The 21062-nt window shown below is 35.0% G+C and carries 11 protein-coding genes; 1 reads left to right on the plus strand and 10 read right to left on the minus strand.

The window, feature by feature from the left end:
* Positions 1-131: 131 nt before the first annotated feature.
* Together ABXT06_RS07625 and ABXT06_RS07630 are read right to left on the minus strand one after the other, a co-directional pair.
* The gene (locus ABXT06_RS07625; protein WP_354590205.1) at positions 132-734 is read right to left on the minus strand and encodes a murein L,D-transpeptidase catalytic domain-containing protein; all 603 of its coding nucleotides are present in this window, start codon (positions 732-734) and stop codon (positions 132-134) included.
* Positions 735-1059: 325 nt separating this feature from the next.
* Positions 1060-2340 (minus strand): S28 family serine protease, encoded by a 1281-nt coding sequence (locus ABXT06_RS07630; RefSeq protein ID WP_354590206.1) that lies wholly within the window; start codon positions 2338-2340, stop codon positions 1060-1062.
* Positions 2341-2546: 206 nt separating this feature from the next.
* Between ABXT06_RS07630 and ABXT06_RS07635 the strand changes: the two genes are divergently transcribed.
* A complete protein-coding gene (locus ABXT06_RS07635) occupies positions 2547-3758 on the plus strand; it encodes a M24 family metallopeptidase (protein WP_354590207.1) in 1212 nt (403 codons plus the stop codon).
* Positions 3759-4205: 447 nt separating this feature from the next.
* Here the strand turns inward: ABXT06_RS07635 and ABXT06_RS07640 are convergent, their stop codons facing one another.
* From ABXT06_RS07640 to ABXT06_RS07675, 8 genes are all read right to left on the minus strand, one after another.
* Positions 4206-8054 (minus strand): M43 family zinc metalloprotease, encoded by a 3849-nt coding sequence (locus tag ABXT06_RS07640; protein ID WP_354590208.1) that lies wholly within the window; start codon positions 8052-8054, stop codon positions 4206-4208.
* Between the two features lie 265 nt (positions 8055-8319).
* Positions 8320-9777, minus strand: coding sequence for a SusD/RagB family nutrient-binding outer membrane lipoprotein (locus ABXT06_RS07645; protein WP_354590209.1), 1458 nt, complete (start codon positions 9775-9777; stop codon positions 8320-8322).
* Between the two features lie 12 nt (positions 9778-9789).
* Entirely contained in the window at positions 9790-12993 is a 3204-nt protein-coding gene (locus ABXT06_RS07650) for a SusC/RagA family TonB-linked outer membrane protein (protein WP_354590210.1), read from the minus strand.
* Positions 12994-13242: 249 nt separating this feature from the next.
* Positions 13243-15399, minus strand: a complete 2157-nt coding sequence (locus tag ABXT06_RS07655; RefSeq protein ID WP_354590211.1) for a S9 family peptidase — start codon at positions 15397-15399, stop codon at positions 13243-13245.
* A 1-nt stretch (position 15400) separates the two neighbouring features.
* Positions 15401-16699, minus strand: coding sequence for an aminopeptidase P N-terminal domain-containing protein (locus ABXT06_RS07660; RefSeq protein WP_354590212.1), 1299 nt, complete (start codon positions 16697-16699; stop codon positions 15401-15403).
* Positions 16700-16702: 3 nt separating this feature from the next.
* Positions 16703-17938, minus strand: a complete 1236-nt coding sequence (locus ABXT06_RS07665; RefSeq protein WP_354590213.1) for an NAD(P)/FAD-dependent oxidoreductase — start codon at positions 17936-17938, stop codon at positions 16703-16705.
* 458 nt (positions 17939-18396) lie between these two features.
* Positions 18397-19407, minus strand: coding sequence for a 4-hydroxyproline epimerase (locus ABXT06_RS07670; RefSeq protein ID WP_354590214.1), 1011 nt, complete (start codon positions 19405-19407; stop codon positions 18397-18399).
* A gap of 1 nt (position 19408) precedes the next feature.
* Positions 19409-20992 carry an aldehyde dehydrogenase (NADP(+)) gene (locus tag ABXT06_RS07675; protein WP_354590215.1) on the minus strand — a complete coding sequence of 528 codons (1584 nt, stop codon included), beginning with the start codon at positions 20990-20992 and terminating at the stop codon, positions 19409-19411.
* Between the last annotated feature and the right edge of the window lie 70 nt (positions 20993-21062).

Here is a 21062-nt window from a genome sequence, read left to right on the forward strand (position 1 = left end):
TTGCTAAAACAGGCTTTTCTATTAGAAAACGGTTATAATTTGGAGGATACAAAAAATAAAAAGATCTGATTTATTGATATAAAAAAAGAGAACCGAAGCTCTCTTTTACATTTATATTTTGGTCTTACTATTTAATAATAAACAGACAATAAGATTTTAGAATTTGTACTTTCTATATATTTTGAAAGTCTACCTAAAAATTCTTGATTAACCATTGGACAACCGTGGCTGTTGATGATATAGTATTCTTTTTCGTCAGACGGAACCTCTTTGTACGAATGTAATACAATGGCACGTTTCATGGCATTATTATTTGATTCGTCCAATCCAGCAAGTCTGAAAGCTTTTCCGAATATCCCTTTATATGGCTTTTCTACCGAATATCTTCCTAGTGAAGTGCAGTTTGATTCTGGGGCATTACTAAATTGTAAAATGTCGCCTTTTATTCCTGTTTCAGATCCTTTTCCATGTGCAACCAAACCTTGATCAAGTATTTGATTGTTTTCTAGATCGTAAACAAAAAAACGATTTCTTCCTGATTTAATTTTCATATCTACAAGAAAAGCAATTTTATTGCTATACTTGTGATTTGCCGCCGTAAAAGCCTTAATCTCATTTACATGCTCATTGAGTCTAGCAAATTCGACTTCGTCTAAAATTTCATCCTCGTCCCTCATACTTAATGAGGCAAACGAACTTAAGGAAAAAAGCAGTGCCAATAAAAATACTCTCATATTCGGCCAATGTTAAGTTAATAGTTATGACTTGGGGTCATTGATAAATTTTCTGTTGCAAAATTATGTACAAATCTTATACAATTCCCATGTCATAAGTTAAAGATATTATAAATATCTGAAAACAACAATATTATATGTTAATATTCGATTAAAATACCTGATTTAATGTTGAAATGCTATGTCTAGTGTTAATATTATCCGTTTTTAGCTACGGTCTATTTTATTTTATTAAAAAAATAATTTCTGACCAGTAAAACTCACTTGACAGAAATTATTAGAAGCATTAACGCAATTAGTTATTTAATATTTTATCTGATGCTTTTTAATTAAGCCACTTTGCCAATGTATCCATAATTAATTTCTGATCCTCTGCAGAAAAATGTTTGACTCTGGTTGAATGGCTTCCTTGAGGAAGTACCATTTTTAGGGCATCAACACCTGACTTAGGTGTTGGGGAACATGAGAACCAAGTGTCATAACCTCCATAGATATATAAAATCTTGTCCCCTTTACTCTCAACATATTTACGCACCTTTTTAATGTATTTTGGATTGTACTTAATCACAACATCCTTCGGAGCAAATCGTGCATTGGAGCTGCTTTTTACAATAGTTAACAAATCGGCAACCGGTTCAAGATCAAAACCATAATAACCTAATTCGCTTAGATGCTGATAATAAGAAGGTAAATACACAAACGACATTTTGTCATTATAAGTCCCTACTCCAACAATTTTATTTAAATAATCGAAAAGCTCTTTTGCCGAGGCGTTTACTGGCGGAATTTCATCGCATTTTCCTCCCCACTGCCAAAAAGAAAAAGGAAATTCTAAAACAGCATATTCCAACGCTTCCGCGAAAGGAACTTCTGTAAATTGCATCTTTTTCTCCGCTGAATATTCTTTAAAAACCTCTAAAACAGCTTCTCTATTTTGTAAAACAGCTCTTTGAAAAGCCGTTATTTTTGTTCTGCATTCTTCCGTTCCAACTGTTCTTGTGTGAGTTATAGTTCTCGGATCTTCGCAAGTATTAATTAGCGGCGCCACATACGGCATTGCCACATCAACATCGTTTGGATATATAGACTTATAAATTAAAGACGTTTCTCCTCCTTTACTGATTCCTGTTGAAATCCACTTTCCTGAATATATCGTTTTCAATTTCGTTACAATATTATGGTAATCTTCAATAGCTTGATCATTGGTCAAATATTCCCACGGAATCGGATTTGGTCTTGATTTTCCGTAAAAACGATATTCTACAGCGACTTGATTTGCCTGCAACAAACTGCTGACTTCACTTTTTATATTTTCTGTATTGTAACCATGAGTTTCAATTACAGTTGGTCTATCATAACCTAAATGCGACAGATAAATATAATGCTGAAAAGTACCTTTTTCTGGGTGTTTATGATCTAAAGGCTCGTCTAAAATAAGCTGATAGGATTCAGTATAATTTTCTAAGTTATCAATTCGCGATATGATGGCTTTTGGGAATAATTCGGTTAGTTTTTGCTGTAGATTTATTGAAGATTCCTGTGCAGAAACGGCAAAAAAGTTTAGGAAAAGAAAGAACAGCGCGGTAATAAAGGATTTTGAATTCATTTTAATCTTATTATTTTGAGTTTTTAAAAGTAAGCGCAATACAAAGCAAAAACTGATACTATATTACCCTTAAAATGTAATATTTTATCTAGTTTACATCAACATAGGACAAAATAAAAATAATCCTTTAATTTTATTGAAAAATTGAGCTTCGCATCAATTTTATAATTTACACCACATTAAATACTAACTTAAAAAATAAAAAAATGGCAATTGGAGTTGGCGGATCAACTGTAGACATCGAATTAGAAAAAATACAAAACATGACGCTTGGTGTTGTGCCAATCGGACTTCCTGAGTATAAACAGCGTATTAAAAAAGCAGTTGCTTTAATAAAAGAACAAAATTGCAAAGCCCTTTATGTAAATGCGGGAACAAATCTGTATTATTTTACAGGAACAAAATGGAATCCGTCTGAGCGTATGGTTGGTGCTCTAATTTTTGAAGATGAAACTGTTGAATATATAGTTCCAAAATTTGAAGAGGGAACTTTTAAGACTTTCATGAAAATTGAAGGAAACTTAAATTTTTGGGAAGAGCATGAGAGCCCATCTGAATTGTTTGGGAATATTCTAAAAATTAAAAATATTACTGACGGCAATATTGCGCTGGATGAATCGGCTGCTTTTTTTCTAATTGATGCAATCTCAAAAGCAAATCCAAATTTCAATTTTGTAAACGCTCAGCCTATAACTGCGGGATGCAGAATGCATAAATCGGCAAATGAAATCGCTATTATTCAAAAAGCGAAAGACATAACGATGACTGTTCAGAAAGCAGCGGCAAGTATTTTATACCCAGGAATTCCAGTAAGTACAGTTGTCGATTTTATTCATAAGGCACATATTAAAGCTGGAATTGCAACTGGTTCTTATTTTTGTATTGTTCTTTTTGGCGAAGATTCGCAATATCCGCATGGTGTTACTGCTCCACAAAACTTAGTCGACAATGATGTTGTTTTGATTGATACAGGATGCCGTTTAGAAGGCTATTTATCTGACATCACCAGAACTTATGTATATGGAACTCCAAGCGATGAGCACAGAAAAATATGGAATCTTGAAAAAGCAACTCAAAAAGCGGCATTTGATGCAGCACAAATTGGAGCAACATGTGGTTCTGTAGATGATGCTGCGCGTAAGGTTTTAGCAGAAGCTGGTTTGAGCGGAGATTACGAAATTCCAGGATTGCCACATCGTGTAGGGCATGGAACAGGTTTAGATATTCATGAATATCCTTATTTAGTAAGAGGCAATCAAACCGTTTTAAAAGAAGGAATGGTAGTTAGTAATGAGCCTATGATTTGTATGCCTGGGCAGTTTGGTATTCGTCATGAAGATCATTTTTATATGACGGCTGAAGGTCCTAAATGGTTTACTGAACCGATGCAGAGTATTGATAATCCTTTTGGTTTATAGGTTTAAAATAATTCTGATTTAATATTTTAGAAAGAGCTGTTTATTTAGACAGCTCTTTTTTCTTTATAAATTATATGTCGCTTCTCCGAAGCTTTCTAATCTTTGTAAATTGAATTTTCTCTTTGTTTTTGTGCAATTATTTTTAAACATAACTCTATTTTTCGTTCTTAGAAAACAAATGGTTGATGATTCTCTTTGCGTTCCAATGGCTGAAACCATTGGCTTTGTTTACATTTAAACTTGATTTTTATAAAATATTCTACTCCTCTAAAGTTTTTTCTAATAGTTTAAATGCTTCGGAGAAGCAGAATATTTATAGAAAAAATACAATTTCCAAATATTAAAAAAGCCCCAGCGGGGCGAAATATTAAATCAGTAATAAAGGGTAAAAAAAGCAGGGCTGTCCATTTTCGTAGACAGCCCTTTTCATTTTAACTAAATTAACTATTACTCAACCAATAATTTTTTCTTCTCTATAAACTTTCCATCTGTTGCTACCACAATGTAAACTCCTTTATTTAAATATTTCAGAGAATAAATTGTTGTGTTATGAACCGTATCAATCAAATGTCCAGTTGTGTTGTAAATTGACACTTTAACTTTATTAATATCAATATTTTCGAATGTAAAGTTTACAACATCAGAAGCTGGGTTTGGATACATTGTAAATGCCTTTGCTGTATTTGTATTTAATCCAGGCAAACCAGCACTTCCAGATTGCAGATCGATTGTGTGAGAAGCACTCCATTCGCTAAAAGCTTGTCCATTTTTAGCTCTTACTCTAAATTCATATACGGTTTGAGTTCCTTGTTTTGGAATCCACAAATAATAGGTTGTAGAAGTTCCAGCCGATGTCCATCCTGCAGAAGTATTTAATTGCACTTCATAAGATGCTGCATCTGCTGATGTTGCCCAAGATGCATAAAATCCTGATGAGTATACACCTGCGTTTCCAAGATTAGCAGGAATTGTTAAAGTTGCAGGATTTGGCGGTACAGAAGTTCCCGCTTGAACAGTATAATCTTCGATTTCACCATCTCCTAGATTTCCACAAGTCGAAGATGGATTTGAGTTGTATTTCATTACCACTCGCATTCTAGTCGTTCCTGTAAACGATGCAGGAGTAAAACTTGCTGTCACCGCTGCGTTTGATGAAACATTATTGACTACTTTCTCTGATGCTTCAAACTGATTGTTTTTGTTGTAATCAATCCAAACTCCCCAATATTCTGTGTACGCAGAACCACTAAAACCTGGAGTTAAAGTAACGCTTGTATTTGCATTCGGATTTAGGGTAATCACTTTCGAAGTGTAATCGGCATAACCATTTGTTTCTTTTCCAGAAGTGTTTACAAAACTACCTACTGCAACAGAACTTATGTATTCGTAACCGTTTGTTCCTTGTGCGGTGCATAATGGAGCAGCTGGAATTACGACAGTAACCACATTAGAATAAGCAGAATAATCAGAACCTGATTTTGCTCTAGCTCTATATTTATAAGTCGCATCAGCAGTTAAACCAGTATTTGTATATGTCGCAACAGTATTAGCTAGTGTAGCAATTTCTGCATAAACATCATCTGAACCTGCTCTTTCAATAATTACATTTGTTGCATTTGTTGCACTATTAGTCCAGTTAAGCACAGCTTGTAAATTAGTTACAGTTGCCGTTAAATTTGTTGGAGCCAATACTGTATTTGTTGTTTGTACTCCTGCTAGAATTGGTTCGTTTGGTTTTGTATTATAAGCATAATCTAAAACGGTATATCCTACTCCACCAGCTTCTACTTTTACATGCATCCATCCGTAGCAAACACGTCCTCTGCTTGTATATTCAAAACCAACATATCCAGTTTTATTATCCCAAGTTGTATAGGTAGCGGTTCTCAAATCTAATTGATTCGGATATGCCCCTGGCGTTGCAAAATTACTTGAAGCTCCAATTGAAGTACCTTGTGTTAAGAATGATATATTTCTTGTTCCAGCTTCAGAAACCAGTCTTTTCCCGTACGTTTCTATTTTTAAAGCTGCGGTTGCATATTGCCAAGCTCCATATTCAGTATTGTCTCCAATACCCAAATCAAAATATTGCCAAGTAGATGCTGCATTGGCCGTATAATCTGGATTGTTTACATAAAACACTCCATAAGGTGCTTCAAATTTTAAATTGATTGTTTTTGTAGCGGTATCCAAAGTAGCTATGCCGCCTGTAATTGCTGCATCTTTAAACGTAACTGTAACAACAGCATCGTTTGTTGTATTGTGTGCAGTTGCTTTTCCTGTAAAAGAAAGTACAGTTTTAGAATTGCTCTCAAGAGTTAAAACTGCGGTTAAACCAGCAGGTACACCTGTAATTGTATAGTCGGTTCCTGCTGTAAAAGTGCCACTGCTTTTTGTAAATGTACCATTATTGGTACTCAAAGTAATTGTCGCTGTTGAAGTTATGCTTCCATCATTTACTTCAGCTTCGTACAATGTGTCTGGTGATAAAGTTGTAGCCGTTTTATCGGTCACTCCTGTATAAATTGGAGTATTTGGCTTAGTATTATAAGCATATTCCAAAATTGTATATCCGTCACCATCAGCATTTACTTTTACTTTGAACCATCCATAACATGTAAGACCATCCATTAAATAATCAAATCCTACGTAACCTGTTTTTCCATCCCAAGCCGTGTAACTTGCCGTTCTTAAATCTAACTGATTTGGATATGCACCTGGAGCAGTCATATTACTAGTTGGACCAACGGCTGTATTTGAATTTAATAATGAAATATTTCTAGTGCCTGTCTCGCAAACTAGTTTTTTCGCATAAGTTTCAATTTTTAAAGCATTAGCAGCATAACGCCAACCTCCAAATGCTCTATCGTCTCCTTTTGCGATTTCAAAATATTTCCACGTCAATGCCGACGAAACCGCCACATCTGGCATGTCTACAAAAAAGATTCCATATGGATCTGAGAATTTAAAATTGAAGAATAAAGAAGTACAAGACAAATCAATTGCACCTCCTGTAAAAGCTGCAGGTAAAAAACTAATTCCGCCTGGCGCATTATTGCTTAAAGCATGATTAGTTGCTTTTCCTGTTAATGTAACTGTAATTTGATTGTTGGAGTTTACGGTTAACACAGGTGTGATTCCTGCTGGAAAAGTATGAGTAAAATGAGTTCCTGCTGTCAAAGTTCCAGAAGAAACAGCAAAAGTTTTAGTTCCGTCTAATTTGATTATGGATGAAGTGTCAAAAGAACCATCATTTATAACCGCTTCTTTAAAAGCAACAGTCGACGCTGTAAGAGAGCTTCCGGTCGAATTAACACCAGTATCAATTAAGTTTTGCGCCTGCCATAGTGATTTTCTTGCTGGGTGCTCCAAAGCAGCCAACATTCTGTCAATCTGACCTTGCGTGTACATTTTGTAACAGCCTTGAGCACCGTTGTAGCCCATGTAGTTTTCAAAATTCACTTTATCTCCGCTACAATTTGTTCCTGGAGTACAGCCTAAGGTATGATTTCCGTCTTCCGCTGGAGTATCGGCTACTTCATCAGTTCCAGAGCATCCTCCTTCAAAAGTATGAATCAAATTAAGAAAGTGTCCAAATTCGTGAGTAAGTGTTGCGGAGAATTCTTTACTATAGGAATTATCATATAAATAAGCTCCGTTGAAAACAACACGAGCCGTATTGTTTGCTGTCATGTCTGAACTTGGATACCAAGCAACTCCAGAATTATTTGTCGCTCCGTCATTATACAAATCATTCTGTATATAGACGTTCATATATTTGGTATTATCCCAAGCGTCGGCAGCAATTTGGTCATCGTAACCTCCACCATTTCCGTAACCATTTTTTGTTGGATGAAAAACAACACCCGTAGTACAACCACCGTTTGGATCTTTTTTAGCTAGTTTAAATTCGATATTTAGTGTTCCGCGTCGCGCTTGAAAAAAAGATTCAACGGTTTGGTAATCTGCATTACGGCCATTAAAATCATCATTAAGCTGAGCCAAATGGTTAACAATCTTCTCGTATGTAACTGTTTTTCCTCCCTGTACATCACCATAAATATGAAATACTACCGGAATTGTGTAAGTAGTAACTGCAGCCGTTTTTGCTGTGGAAGATTTACGTTGTGCTGCAAAATTTTTACTGAAAACATCAAAGTTCTTTTTCTCTTGAAGTGCATGTGGATTATTCCGGTACACTTTTTCATTTTCTTCGCTTGTCCGACAAGGCAGACCTTGTGCACTAATTTTCACTGAACTGAAAATCAGAAAGCAGATTAGTAATTTTAATTTCATTTGTTTAGGTTTTTTCATTAGTAATTGATCAAAGTTACCGCAGAAGCCCCTATCTTTTTGATAGTATTTTATTCAGAATTAATACATAATTATCATATTTTTAACCATAAAAAAACACATAATTAAAAAATACTTATAATAAAATATTAAAAACAAAGTCAATCAATTTAACTAAAAACATCTCCCATCCCTTAGAAATGCTATAAAACAAAAAACCAGCACTTAAAAGTGCTGGTCTCAAAAAACAAATTAAACTAACTCAAAATTAAAATTTGTCCCAAAAAATCTTTGTTGTCATTAAATCGCCACCAATTGCTGCGGACGCCGCTTCATAATTAGCCGCATTCAGCGTTTTATCAGATGTAGAATAAATGTTTCTAACTGGAACTTTTCCTTCTGCTTCTTGCACTGCTGTTGGAGGAGCTACTAGTATAGGATAATCTAATCTTCTGTATTCTGTCCATGCTTCAAAACCACGATTATAGTATGCGATCCAAAGCTGATAAGCGATCTTTTGTTTATCTGTCCCTACTGCTGTTGCAAAAGCTACATCAGGACGCGCTAGATAAGTTTGGATGTCTGCATTTGCAACTCCCCAAAACTTCATACTCGCCTCTATTCCTTTGGCATAATATGTCGCAGCATCAGAGCCTACGCTAAAGCCGCGGCTTGCCGCCTCTGCCAATAAAAAACAAGTTTCTGTATAATCGAATATTACTCCAGGATTTGTTTTTTCTCTTAATCTTTCACCTGTGCTAGTATAATTGGCGTAAGTAACCTGTTGTGCATAAGGCGCACCTTTATATTCACCATTTATTTTTGATTCTGGATCGAAGAAAAAATCACGTCTAGGGTCTTGCTTTCCGTTTAACTCATCAACAAAAAATTCTGCAATATTGATCTGATTTTCACTTTCTAAACTATTATACAACGGATTCATATCTATTGTTGAAGAAAAATATGGAAACAATGCAGTATCAGCTTCTTGACTTATAACACCTGAACTAAAAGCACTCTCTACCATTGCTTTTGCTTTAGCGGCATCAACATCAGCTAGATGTAATCCCATTTTAAGCTTTACGCTGTTAGCCAAAATTTTCCATTTTGCTACATTTCCATGAAAAATCAGGTCAGCACTTCCAAAACTTTCATTTTCGTCATTTAAAGCTGCAATGGCAACATCCAAACGAGAAGCTAAATCAAAATAGATTGTTTTAGCATCATCATACTTAGGAAGCGGAAAATTTTTAATGTCAAAAGCTTCTGAATAGGCAACATTACCAAACAAATCTACCAGAGTTTGATAAGCCATTATAATTTGAACTTCTAAAATAGCAAGTTGGTTTTTCTTTACGGCTTCTTCAACTGGCCCTAATACTTTTGTATTTTGAATCTGTTTTTGCGCATTAATCAAATCCTGCAATACATCTCTGTATAATATTACAGCATGTGAACTTCCTAAGTTTCTTTTTGCTTGATTATAATTAGCCTCATCTGTATAAGTAGCTGTTGACCAATGTTGTGCATAAGCTCTAAAATTATTTGAATTTACAGAAGCGTTTGTTAGAAAGTAAGCATAATTCACCTGTGCATTGGTCATCAATGCGCTTGGCAGAGCAGTTTCATAAGCTTTTTCATTCTTGTTCATGTTATCTAAGTTATCACATGAAGCTACTGTACATAAAACAGCTCCTGCAAAAAATATTGTTTTTATAATTTTCATGTCTTTATTTTTTTAGAATTGAACTTTCATGGTAAAACTGTACTCTTTTGTTGTTGGCAATACTCCAGTTTGAAAGCCTTGCAAATTACCCGAAGACGCTCCTGCTTCAGGATCTGCATATGGTAGGTTTTTATGAATGATCCATAGATTGCTTCCGTTTACAGCAAAAACCATATTGCTGATAAAAGTGTTTTCTATAAATCTTTTTGGAAGTTTATAGCTCAATCCAACTTCACGCAGCTTTACATATGATGCATCATATACATATTCTTGCTGAGGCATAGAATTGTAAAAATAGTATCCGTCTGCTCCAGTTACGCTTACCGTTACATTATTTGGCGTACCATCTTGTTTTACACCGTCTAGCAATATTCCACCGCCATCAGCAACTGCTTCACGCTGAGGAACTCCATTGTGATTTTTACTCACTGTACTCTCATAAATTCCCGTTGCATGTCCGTATTGCTGATCTAAAGAATACACATCTCCTCCTTTTTTAACATCAATTAAGAAATTGAAAGAAAGGTTTTTGTACGTTAAAACGTTATTGAAACCACCAATCCAATCTGGCGCTACATTTCCAATTACAGCCCCTGCTGTCTGCAAGTATCTTCCATTTGAACGAATTACTTTTTCCCCATTTAAATAAGTGTATCCAGAACCAACTAGCTGTCCTACTGGTTTACCTACTTCTGCCACATAATTTACTCCTTGGAATGATCCTAATGAAATTTGACTTGCTCCTCCTAAAGAGATTACCTCATTTTTATTAGTTGACCAGTTTACTGTAGCTTGCCATGAAAAATCTTTAGTTTTTATTGGAGTTGCATTTACGGTTACCTCAAATCCTTTGTTTTGAACATCCCCAGCATTAATCCACGCTCTTGTATATCCTGTCTGCGTTGGAGTTTCTATAGAAAGAATCTGATTTGTTGTGTTGGTTTTGTAATACGAGAAATCAACTCCTAACCTGTTTTTGAAAAACTTAAGCTCAAGACCAGCCTCTACTCCTTTAGTTAGCTCACTTTTCAAATCAGAATTACTTTTATCATTATCTGTAGAAAAACGTACTCTACCTCCAAAATTGAAATTTTTAGGATAAAGTGTAGAAGTCACTCCAAACGGAGCATCGTTTCCTGTTTCAGCATAATTCAGACGTAACTTACCAAATGACAGCCAATCTGCTTTAATATGATTACTAAAAATATAAGTTGCTGTAATCGATGGATAAGAATAAGTATTATTATCTTTTGGCAAAGTAGACGATTGATCTATTCTATAAGTTCCTTCAAGGAAATACGTGTCAAGGAAATTAAAACTTGCCATACCGTAAACACTATTAGTTCCTAGAGTCTGCTGTATTTCTTCTGGATTTGTAATCCCATCAATTGAATTAGTTAATGCATAAATTCCCGGAACAACCAATCCTCCATTTGTTAACGCATAGATAGAATTGTTTACAGAACGTCTTGAGTTACCCCCTAACATACCATTAAAATTGATTCCATCAGTAATAGCTGTTTTGAAATTCAATACTAAATCTAAATTGATTTCGCGGAAATTTTTATCAAATCTAGAATATTGACCAAGACCATTTGGCGTTCTTTTAGAACCTACAGCAATACGTTCTTCCTGCAATTGATGATAAAAATCTACAGCACCACGCCCCATTATGTCAAACCAGTTTGTAACTTCTGTTTTCACTACTACATTACCAAAGAAACGATCTCTTTTTAATGAGTTGTAATTATTGGCACGTTGAAAATATGGATTGTCATGGAACTGAACTCTTAAATCGGTTGGACCGTATACATTCCATGTGGTATTTTTACCTGTTAACTCATAAGCATCTTTTAGATCTTGAAAATCGGCGTTAGTTGTGTACCATTGTCTAACACTGCTTAAATAGTTATTTCCTCCATCTCCATATCCTGTTTCGTTCATTCCAATAGCATCAGATGTCAAATAATTTGCTGATGCCGAAATTCTCGTTTTTGGCGTAACTTTATAACTTCCAGAAAAGTTAAAATTGTCTTTTCTATTGTTACTATTTGGAAGGATTGCTTGCTGTTGATTGTAATTGGTATATCCAAATCTAAAATCTCCCTGATCATTTGCACCCGAAAAAGAGATACTATTAATATACGTTAAGCTGTTTTGATAAAAACTGTTTGGATCATTTTTAACAGCAGTATATGGAGTTGCCTTACCATAAGTTGGCAATTCTGGATAAAACGAATTCCAGTTGTAAACCAGCAATGAAGGATCAAATTTAGGTCCCCAAGCTGCATCGTCGGTAGCTGTATAAGGATGAACACCACTACCTAAATCAACAGTTCCATAAAAATCACCATATCCTCCACCGTATTGTTTTTGATACTCTGGCAAGGTCTTTTTATCTACTACCCCAATGTTAACTCCTGAACTAAAATCAAACCCTAATCCTCCTTTAGTTTTGCTTCCTTTTTTAAGTGTCACAATAATAACACCGTTTGATGCTCTAGAACCATATAACGCAGTAGCCGCAGCACCTTTCAAAACGTTCATAGTTTCAATATCATCAGGATTAATATCCGAAGCAGCGTTTCCGTAATCGTAACCACCTTTGTTTCCTCCTGATTTTTGATCTGCTGTATTGGTATTGTCATTATTCAACACAATTCCGTCAACAACCCATAATGCCTGATTACTTCCTGTTAATGAACTTGTACCACGAATTACAACATTGGTAGAACCTCCGATATTATTATTTCTTCTGATTTCTACACCGGCAATTTTTCCAGAAATATTATTAGAAACGTTACCTGTATTTATTTTAGTTAGTTGATCTCCATTTATTTCTTGTGTAGCGTAACCAAGAGATTTTTTCTCTCTTTTAAGCCCTAATGCCGTAACTACGATTTCCTGCAATTGTGTAGATCCTGCAGTCATTTTTACATTTACGCTGTTACCGCGTGCTGGAACCTCTTTAGTCTGCATTCCAATAAAGCTAAACACAAGCACTGCATTTGCATCTGCTTTTATTGAATATTTCCCATCAAAATCAGTCTGAGAGCCTGTTTGAGTTCCTTTAACCAAGACACTAACACCTGGTAGCGGAACTCCATTCTCATCTGAAACAATTCCTGACACAACCCGATCTTGGGCAAAGGTCAGTTTAGTCAACAGTACAAAAAAGAGTACTGCAATTTTTCTAAAATTAATCTTCAATTTCATAAAATGGTTTTATAATTAATGTGGCAAATATTTTGCTTTTTAGATAATTATTCTGATAATATATTACCGAAAAACCTGCTTATATTACCCTATAAATATCAATTTCGTAATTATACATTTACTATATTACCTTTTTCAAAAAAAATCAAAATCAAACACTTAACTCAAAACCAAAAGAAATAAATACATAAAAAAAAGGAGAATTCCAATTTGATGAAATTCTCCTCTCTTTTATAATATATTACTTTTTTATTTTGCTCCTGGCGGGCAATTTTTTTCTGTATATCTCACAAATGTATCCATTAAATGTTGTGAGGTTCCTTCGCCTTCATCAATGCTATGCGAACGGTTTGGATAAATCATTAAATCGAACATTTTATTGTACTTCACCAATTCGTTGATTAGGACTTCTGCATTTTTATAGTGTACATTATCATCGCCTGTACCGTGAATATAAAGTAAGTTTCCTTTTAAATTCTTAGCATGAGTTACTGGAGAAGCCTTAATGTAAGTAGCTTCATTTTCATCTGGCAATCCCATATAACGTTCCGTGTAGATATTGTCATAAAAATGCTGATCTGTCACGGCTGCAATCGCAATTCCCGTTTTATAGATATCTGGGTATTGAAACATTAAATTTAAAGTTACAGCACCTCCGCCACTCCAACCGTGAATTGCTACGCGATCGGCATCAATAAAATTCCATTTTAGAACTTCTTTAGCTGCCATTGCTTGATCGTGTGTATTGATAATTCCAATATTTTTATAAATTGATTTTCTCCATTCTGTTCCTTTCATTGCAGGAGTTCCTCTATTATCCATAGCAATTCCGATGTATCCTTTTGGGACTAAAGCAGCGATAAATTCATTAAAATAAGGTCTGTCGTTGGCAACCGTAGCCATTGGTTCTCCATACACATAAAAGAAAACTGGATATTTTTTTGAAGCATCAAAATCTAATGGTTTTGCCATGATTCCGTCAATATCAATACCATCAACTGTTTTAACTTTAAATTTTTCTAATGAATAATCTCTATGAGGAGTTGCAAAAACATCTGCTTCTTTTGGATAAATCTTTTGATGTCCAGACAAAGCGATCAATCTACTATTATAGTCTCTCGAAATGCTTGCGTTGGTATGCTGTGCGTAAGCTGCATCTGTAGAAAAGATATATCGGTTTGAACCTTCAAAAATAGCTGGCGTTACTCTTTTTGTCTTCTTAGAACCTAAATTGGTCTCATACAAATAACGCTGTGTCGCATCTTCTGGACTGGCAACGAAATAGATTGTTTTTGTTTTTTCGTTATATGCTTTAAAATAAGTATCAAAATTAGTTTTGGTTATTAATTCTTTTGATTTTCCGTCCAAACTTATTTTATAGATATGCATCCATCCGTCGGCATCAGAACTCCATAAAAAGGATTTTCCATTATCCACAAATTGACAAGGAAAAGTATCATATAGTCCCGAAGAAATATCAAAAACATCTATCCAAGAATTTGACTCTTCTTTATAAATTACTCTTGCCGCACCCGATTTTACATTGCAATCGTACATAGTTACCTGATTCTGATTTCTGTTTAACTGAATTACCATAATAGACTCATTGTTAAGCCATTTCATTCGAACCAAATAATTATTATCTGGCTCTCCCGGAATGTTTAACCAGTTGGTTTGCAAAGAATCAATATTCACAATTCCGATTTTAACCGAAGATGGTTTTTCTCCTGCTTTTGGATATTCTACAGGAATAATTGTAGGATACAACGAATCGGTATTATTAATCATGTAATGAAATTTGGTAGACGTTGCATCTACTCTCCAAAAAGCAATACTTTTACCGTCTGGACTCCATCTAAATCCATCTCGTGCCGCAAGCTCTTCCTCATAAACCCAATCAAAAGTTCCGTTAATAATTTTATCAGTACCATCTGTTGTCAAGGGCGTAATTTTTCCAGAGTTCAGATTTTCAACATAAATATTGTGTTTTGAAACATACGCTACATTTTCATTATCGCTCGAAAATTTGGCAAACATTAATGATGATGCATCCAAGTTTTTGCCTAATTGTTTTCCTTTTCCCGTAGCTAAATCAAAATACCAATAATCGCCTCTAGTATTATCTCTCCATACTTTTTTAGAATTTGTATAGACTAATACTTTTGTTTTTAAATCGTTCCAGACTAACTGCTCAATTTCTCCACTAAAACCAGATGCCACTAATTGTGCTTTTGATAAAATAGTGTTTTCTTTGTCCAGCTTATCGACATCATAAACGACCACGCTATTGTTTTGATTCACCCAAAAAGAATGAGAATTTGGTAACCAATTTAGATTGTTAATATCAATCTTCTGTGCAAAAACAGAAGTGCATATAAACAGAAGAAACAACAAATACTTTTTCATCTTACTTTTTATTTTTAATTAAATTTTCAATATCGTCGATTTCAATAGGCAGGGCTTCACTTAGATTGATGTTTCCATCTTCTGTGATCAAATAATCATTCTCCAAGCGGCATCCTATTCCTTCTTCTCTAATGTAAATTCCAGGTTCGCAAGTTAACACCATTCCTTTTTCAAAAGGTCTTGTATATAAGCCAACGTCATGAACATCAAGCCCTAAATGATGTGCAGTTCCATGCATGAAATATTTCTTATAAGCAGGTTTTTCTGGATCTTGAGATTTAATTTCTTCTTCAGTAATTAACCCTAACTTTACCAATTCAGCTTCAATTAATTTTGCCATTTGAAGCTCATAATCTTTCGATAAAACTCCAGGTTTCAGCAATTTTGAACCTTCTTTCAAACAATGCAAAACAGATTCATAAACTTCTTTTTGTCTTGCACTGAAAGTTCCGTTAACCGGAATGCATCTTGTTGTATCTGAATTATAGTTGCCATAACAGCTTCCAAAATCAACAAGAACCATTTCATTCTCTCTGCAAATATCATCGTTAGTATTATAATGCAATGAACAGGCATTTACGCCAGATGCTACAATTGATCTAAATGCTTGTCTCGTTCCTCCGTTTTTTACAGTGGCATAAAGCAGTTCAGCTTCTAATTCGTATTCTTTTATATTTGGACGAATTGCCTCTAAAACTCTATGAAAACCTTCAACGCTAAGTGCTGTTGCTTTTTTTATTAAATCAACTTCCTCGTTTGATTTAATTGGACGTAATTCGCGGGTTATTTTTGCTACACGTTCGTATTGATGCAATGGATACTTTCCTTTACACCATTTAATCATTCGGTCTTGTCTGGTTTCAATCTCAGCAGTTACTCTTTTGATATGCTCATTGTGGCCTAAATAAAAAACATCGGACTCAAAAGCAAAAAGTTGCAAAGTCTTTTCAAATTCGTGAAGCCATTTTATATTCTGGATTCCGGAAATAGCTGTTGCTTGTTCTTTAGTCAAAAAATTACCATCCCAAAGAACTGTATGTTCATTTGCTTCTTTTACAAAAAGTATAGCCCTGTTTTCTTCTTTAAACGCATCTGGATAAAGCACTAATATGGTTTCATCCTGATCAATTCCAGAGAGATAAAACAAATCATTGTTTTGTGCAAAGCCCATAACATCATCAGCGTTATTTGGCATTACGTCGTTTGAAGCCAGAATAGCCAAACTATTCGGCTGCATTTTTTGGGTAAATCTTTTTCGGTTTTCTATAAACAAAGAAACCGGAATCTGGTTGTATCTCATATTTTATATTTGGAATCTGTCAATAGCTACAGAAGTCGGTTTACCAGAAATAATCTCTGTTATAATTTTTCCTGTTGCCGGTGCGAGACTTAATCCCATCATGGCATGTCCTGTTGCTAAGGTCAAATTTACGATTTTTTTGTCTCTGGCAATAATTGGCATTCCAGATGGCGTACAAGGCCTAAATCCAAACCAAGTGTCTTCTTTTTTTGGCATTTCCACTTTCGTATCAGGATAAAAATCATTAATGCTGTTTATAATTCCTTGAAGCCTATTTGCGTTTATTTTATTGTCTTTGGCGTGTGTTATTTCCATAGTTCCTCCAAATCTAATATCATTTGCCATTGGAGTTACTGCAACTTTTCCTTCACATAAAATAGACGGAATACTTGGTTTTTGGGATTTATCTTTTAAAGTAAAACTGTATCCTTTTCCTGGTAAAATAGAAATTGAGATATTTAACTTTTTAGCCAAAAAAGGACTCCAAGATCCTGATGCCAAAACCACTTCGTCAGTTCTAAAAAGCCCTTTATCGGTAACAATTGTTTCAATTTTATTTCCTTCTAAAACAAAATCTTTAACGCTGGTTTGTGAGTGGATTTCGACTTTTAAACGAGATAATTCTTCTTTTATAAAAGCCATAAATTTTTGCGGATACAAATGGGCATCACTTTTATAATGAACTCCTCCAATTACATTTGTATTGGTTCCTTTTTCTAAAAGTGCCACTTCAGATTTTGAGAGATAATCTACTTCAAGCCCTAGACGTTCTGCTTCTTTTCCTTCGTGATGCATTTCTTCTCCTACTTTATCACTTTTATAAAGCATTAAAAGTCCTTTTTCTTCATAAAAGAAAGAATTATTCTCTTTGGCAAAATCCTGATATAATTCTTTACTTAATAAAGATAGATCACGTAAAGCGGGCATCGCATTTTCTACATGGCGTAAATTGGCATGTTTATAAAACTGCATTCCCCAGTTTATTAAATCTTTGCTTAAACGCGGTTTTACATAAAATGGACTACGGCTGTCAAACATCCATTTTATTCCTTGAGCAATCATACCCGGCTGTGCCAGCGGAATAATGTGCGATGGTACAATCATACCTGCATTTCCGTACGAACAGCCATTGTTCATATCAGATTCATCAAATACACTCACCTCGTAACCTTCCTTTGCAAGATAATAGGCAGAACATAAGCCAATAATTCCACCGCCAATAACAGCAACTTTTTTCATAAATTTTTATTCGTTAAGAGTTCTTCGAACTACTAATTATATTTTAAATCTGTTGGATTAGATTATATTGTTTTAGTAAGTTAAAAATCAATTGCCTTGGACTTTGCTTAGCAATTGTTTTTTTGATTCCATTTTTAAACATAGCCCGTGGTGAAACCACGGGTATGTTATCAAAAAACAATCTATATGAACCCGTGGTTGAAACCACGGGCTATGTCTAAATACTATTTATTCTATGCTCAAATCTGAAATCGAAAATCTCTTAACTTAAGACATTGATCTTTAGATTGTGGTAATTAAAATTGTAAAAGATGGTTTTAGCTTAAACAACAACCACGTTAATTTGGCTAAAGCCCATCCTATTTACAATTTCTAAAATCTTTTAGTTAAAACTAGGGACTATTCAAAAAACAATAATTTAATTTAACCAACAGCTTAATCATATTATAAACTGATTTTTAAATAACCTGAAATCCAAATGCATATGGATCGTCGCTTTCATCAATTATAATATTATTATATCCGTACACTTTTGCCCACCCTTGAATGCTTGGAACAATAGCTGGAATATCTCCAATAGAAGTTTCTTCTACGACTTTTCCAATAAACTTACTTCCAATATAACTTTCGTGAATAAACTCTTCTCCTTTTTTTAATTTTCCTTTAGCGTGCAATTGTGCCAGTCTAGCCGATGTTCCTGTTCCGCAAGGCGAACGATCGATTGCTTTATCACCATAAAAAACCGCATTTCTACCAGATGATGTTGAATCTATAGGCGATCCAGTCCATAACATATGTGATACATCTCGAATTGTATCATTCTCTGGATGAATGAAATAATTTGGATATTTTTCATTAATCTTTTTGCGCACTTCCTGACTATACTGAACAATTTTGCTTGCTGTAAAATCTTGAACGCCAGAAAAATTCTTTTGCGGATCAACAATGGCATAGTAATTTCCTCCATAAGCCACATCAAAAACAATTTCACCCAACTCAGGGCAATCAATGGTAAGCCCTTCGGCAGCCAGATACGATTTTACGTTGGTCAGACGTACCCAATCTACTTTTTTACCAGTTTGCTGATATTCGATGTGCACTAAACCTGCAGGCGCTTCCATTTTGATAATTCCAGGAACTTTTGGAGTAACCAAACCTTCTTCGACAGCAATTGTAATAGTTCCAATTGTACCGTGTCCGCACATTGGCAGACAGCCAGAAGTTTCTATAAACAGAATCCCAAAATCATTATCAGGATTGCTTGGCGGATACAAAATACTGCCACTCATCATATCGTGACCTCTTGGCTCAAACATTAAGCCTTTACGAATCCAGTCATATTCTTTTAAGAAATGCTGCCGTTTTTCGCTCATCGAATCACCTTGTAGATTTGGTCCGCCACCGGCAACAACCCTTACTGGATTCCCGCACGTATGAGCATCTACGCAAAAAAAAGTTTTCTTTACCATTTTATATTTGAGATAGTGTTAGTTTATTATTTACTGTACGAAAAATTTGCAGTGGATTCTCGTTTTGTAATTCAGCTGGCAGCAAATGATTTGGCCAATTCTGAAAACTTACTGGGCGTACCCATCTATAAACCGCGTCTATACCTACTGCAGTATAACGTGAATCTGATGATGCAGGATAAGGTCCGCCATGAAGCATAGAAGCGCAAACTTCTACTCCTGTTGGCACACCATTATATATTAATCGACCTACACGATTCTGTAAAGCAGCAATTATTCCTTTATGCGTATCAATTTCGTTCTCCTCGCTTATGATTGTTCCTGTCAGCTGTCCTTCTAACTTAGAAATTACTTCTATTAATTCGGCTTCATTTTCGCATTCAATTAAAATTGAAAAAGGCCCAAAAACTTCATTATGCAATGTTGCATTCTTTAAAAATTCTTTTCCATCAACTTTCAAAACAGTTGAAGCACCGTGATTTGGCGTTGTTTCGCCTTTAAATTGAGCTATTCTTGAAACACCATTCTGCTCTTCTATTTTTGTTATTCCATTATTAAAATCAGCATAAATAGAAGGGTGAAGCATGCAACCTGGCTGAATTTTTTCGATTGCCTGATCCAGATTCTCTGTAAACTTATTTAATTCTTCTCCTTTTAAAGCTAACAATAATCCTGGGTTAGTGCAAAATTGTCCTGCTCCTAAAGTGATAGAACTTGCATACGCTGATGCCCATTTTGGGCTATTTATTTTCAACGCATTAGGTAATAGCACTACAGGATTTATACTTCCCATTTCGGCAAATACCGGAATTGGTTCTGGACGTTGTGCAGCTAAATCGCACAAAGCACGTCCACCTTTAATGCTTCCTGTAAAACCCACTCCTTTTACTAATGGATGCTTTACCAAACTTGTACCAAGTGTTCTTCCGTCACCGATAAGATTAGAAAAAACACCTTCTGGCATATTGGTTTTTTGAGCTGCTTTAATAATTGCAGAAGCAACCATTTCACCCGTTCCGATATGCATCGAATGGCTTTTTACAATAACTGGACAACCTGCAGCCAAAGCCGAAGCTGTATCTCCTCCGCCTGTAGAGAATGCAAAAGGAAAATTACTTGATCCAAAAACCACAATTGGCCCTAAAGGTGTTAACATTTTGCGTAAGTCTTCTTTTGGCGCAGGCTGTCTATCAATTATTGCAGTATCTATTGTTGCTTGTACCCAGCTTCCTTCTGTAAGCATACTAGCAAAAGCTTTCAATTGTCCGATTGTTCTTCCGCGTTCTCCTTCTGCCCTTCCTCTTGGATAACCCGATTCCGTACAGTATTGAACTAAAAGATCATCTCCTAATGCTAAAATTTCATCAGCAATGGCATTTAAAAATTTAGCTTTTTCTGCACCAGAATAGTTTTTATAACTTGCAAATGCTTGATTGGCTAACGCAACTGCTTCCTCAATTTCATCTTGAGTTGCCTCAGTAAAAACCCATGGATTTTCTGTATTCAATAGCGGATTAAACGTTTTTAGTATTTTTGTGCCGCCCGCTTTTAGCTGGCTTCCTATATAATTTTTTCCTGTAATCATGTTTTTTTCTTATAAATGAATTAAGAGCATTTTTTAGTTTTCAGCCGAGGTTTTAGTCTCAAGTTTCAGT

Origin of the sequence: Flavobacterium sp. UW10123, assembly GCF_040538975.1 — a bacterium.
Lineage (GTDB): Bacteria > Bacteroidota > Bacteroidia > Flavobacteriales > Flavobacteriaceae > Flavobacterium.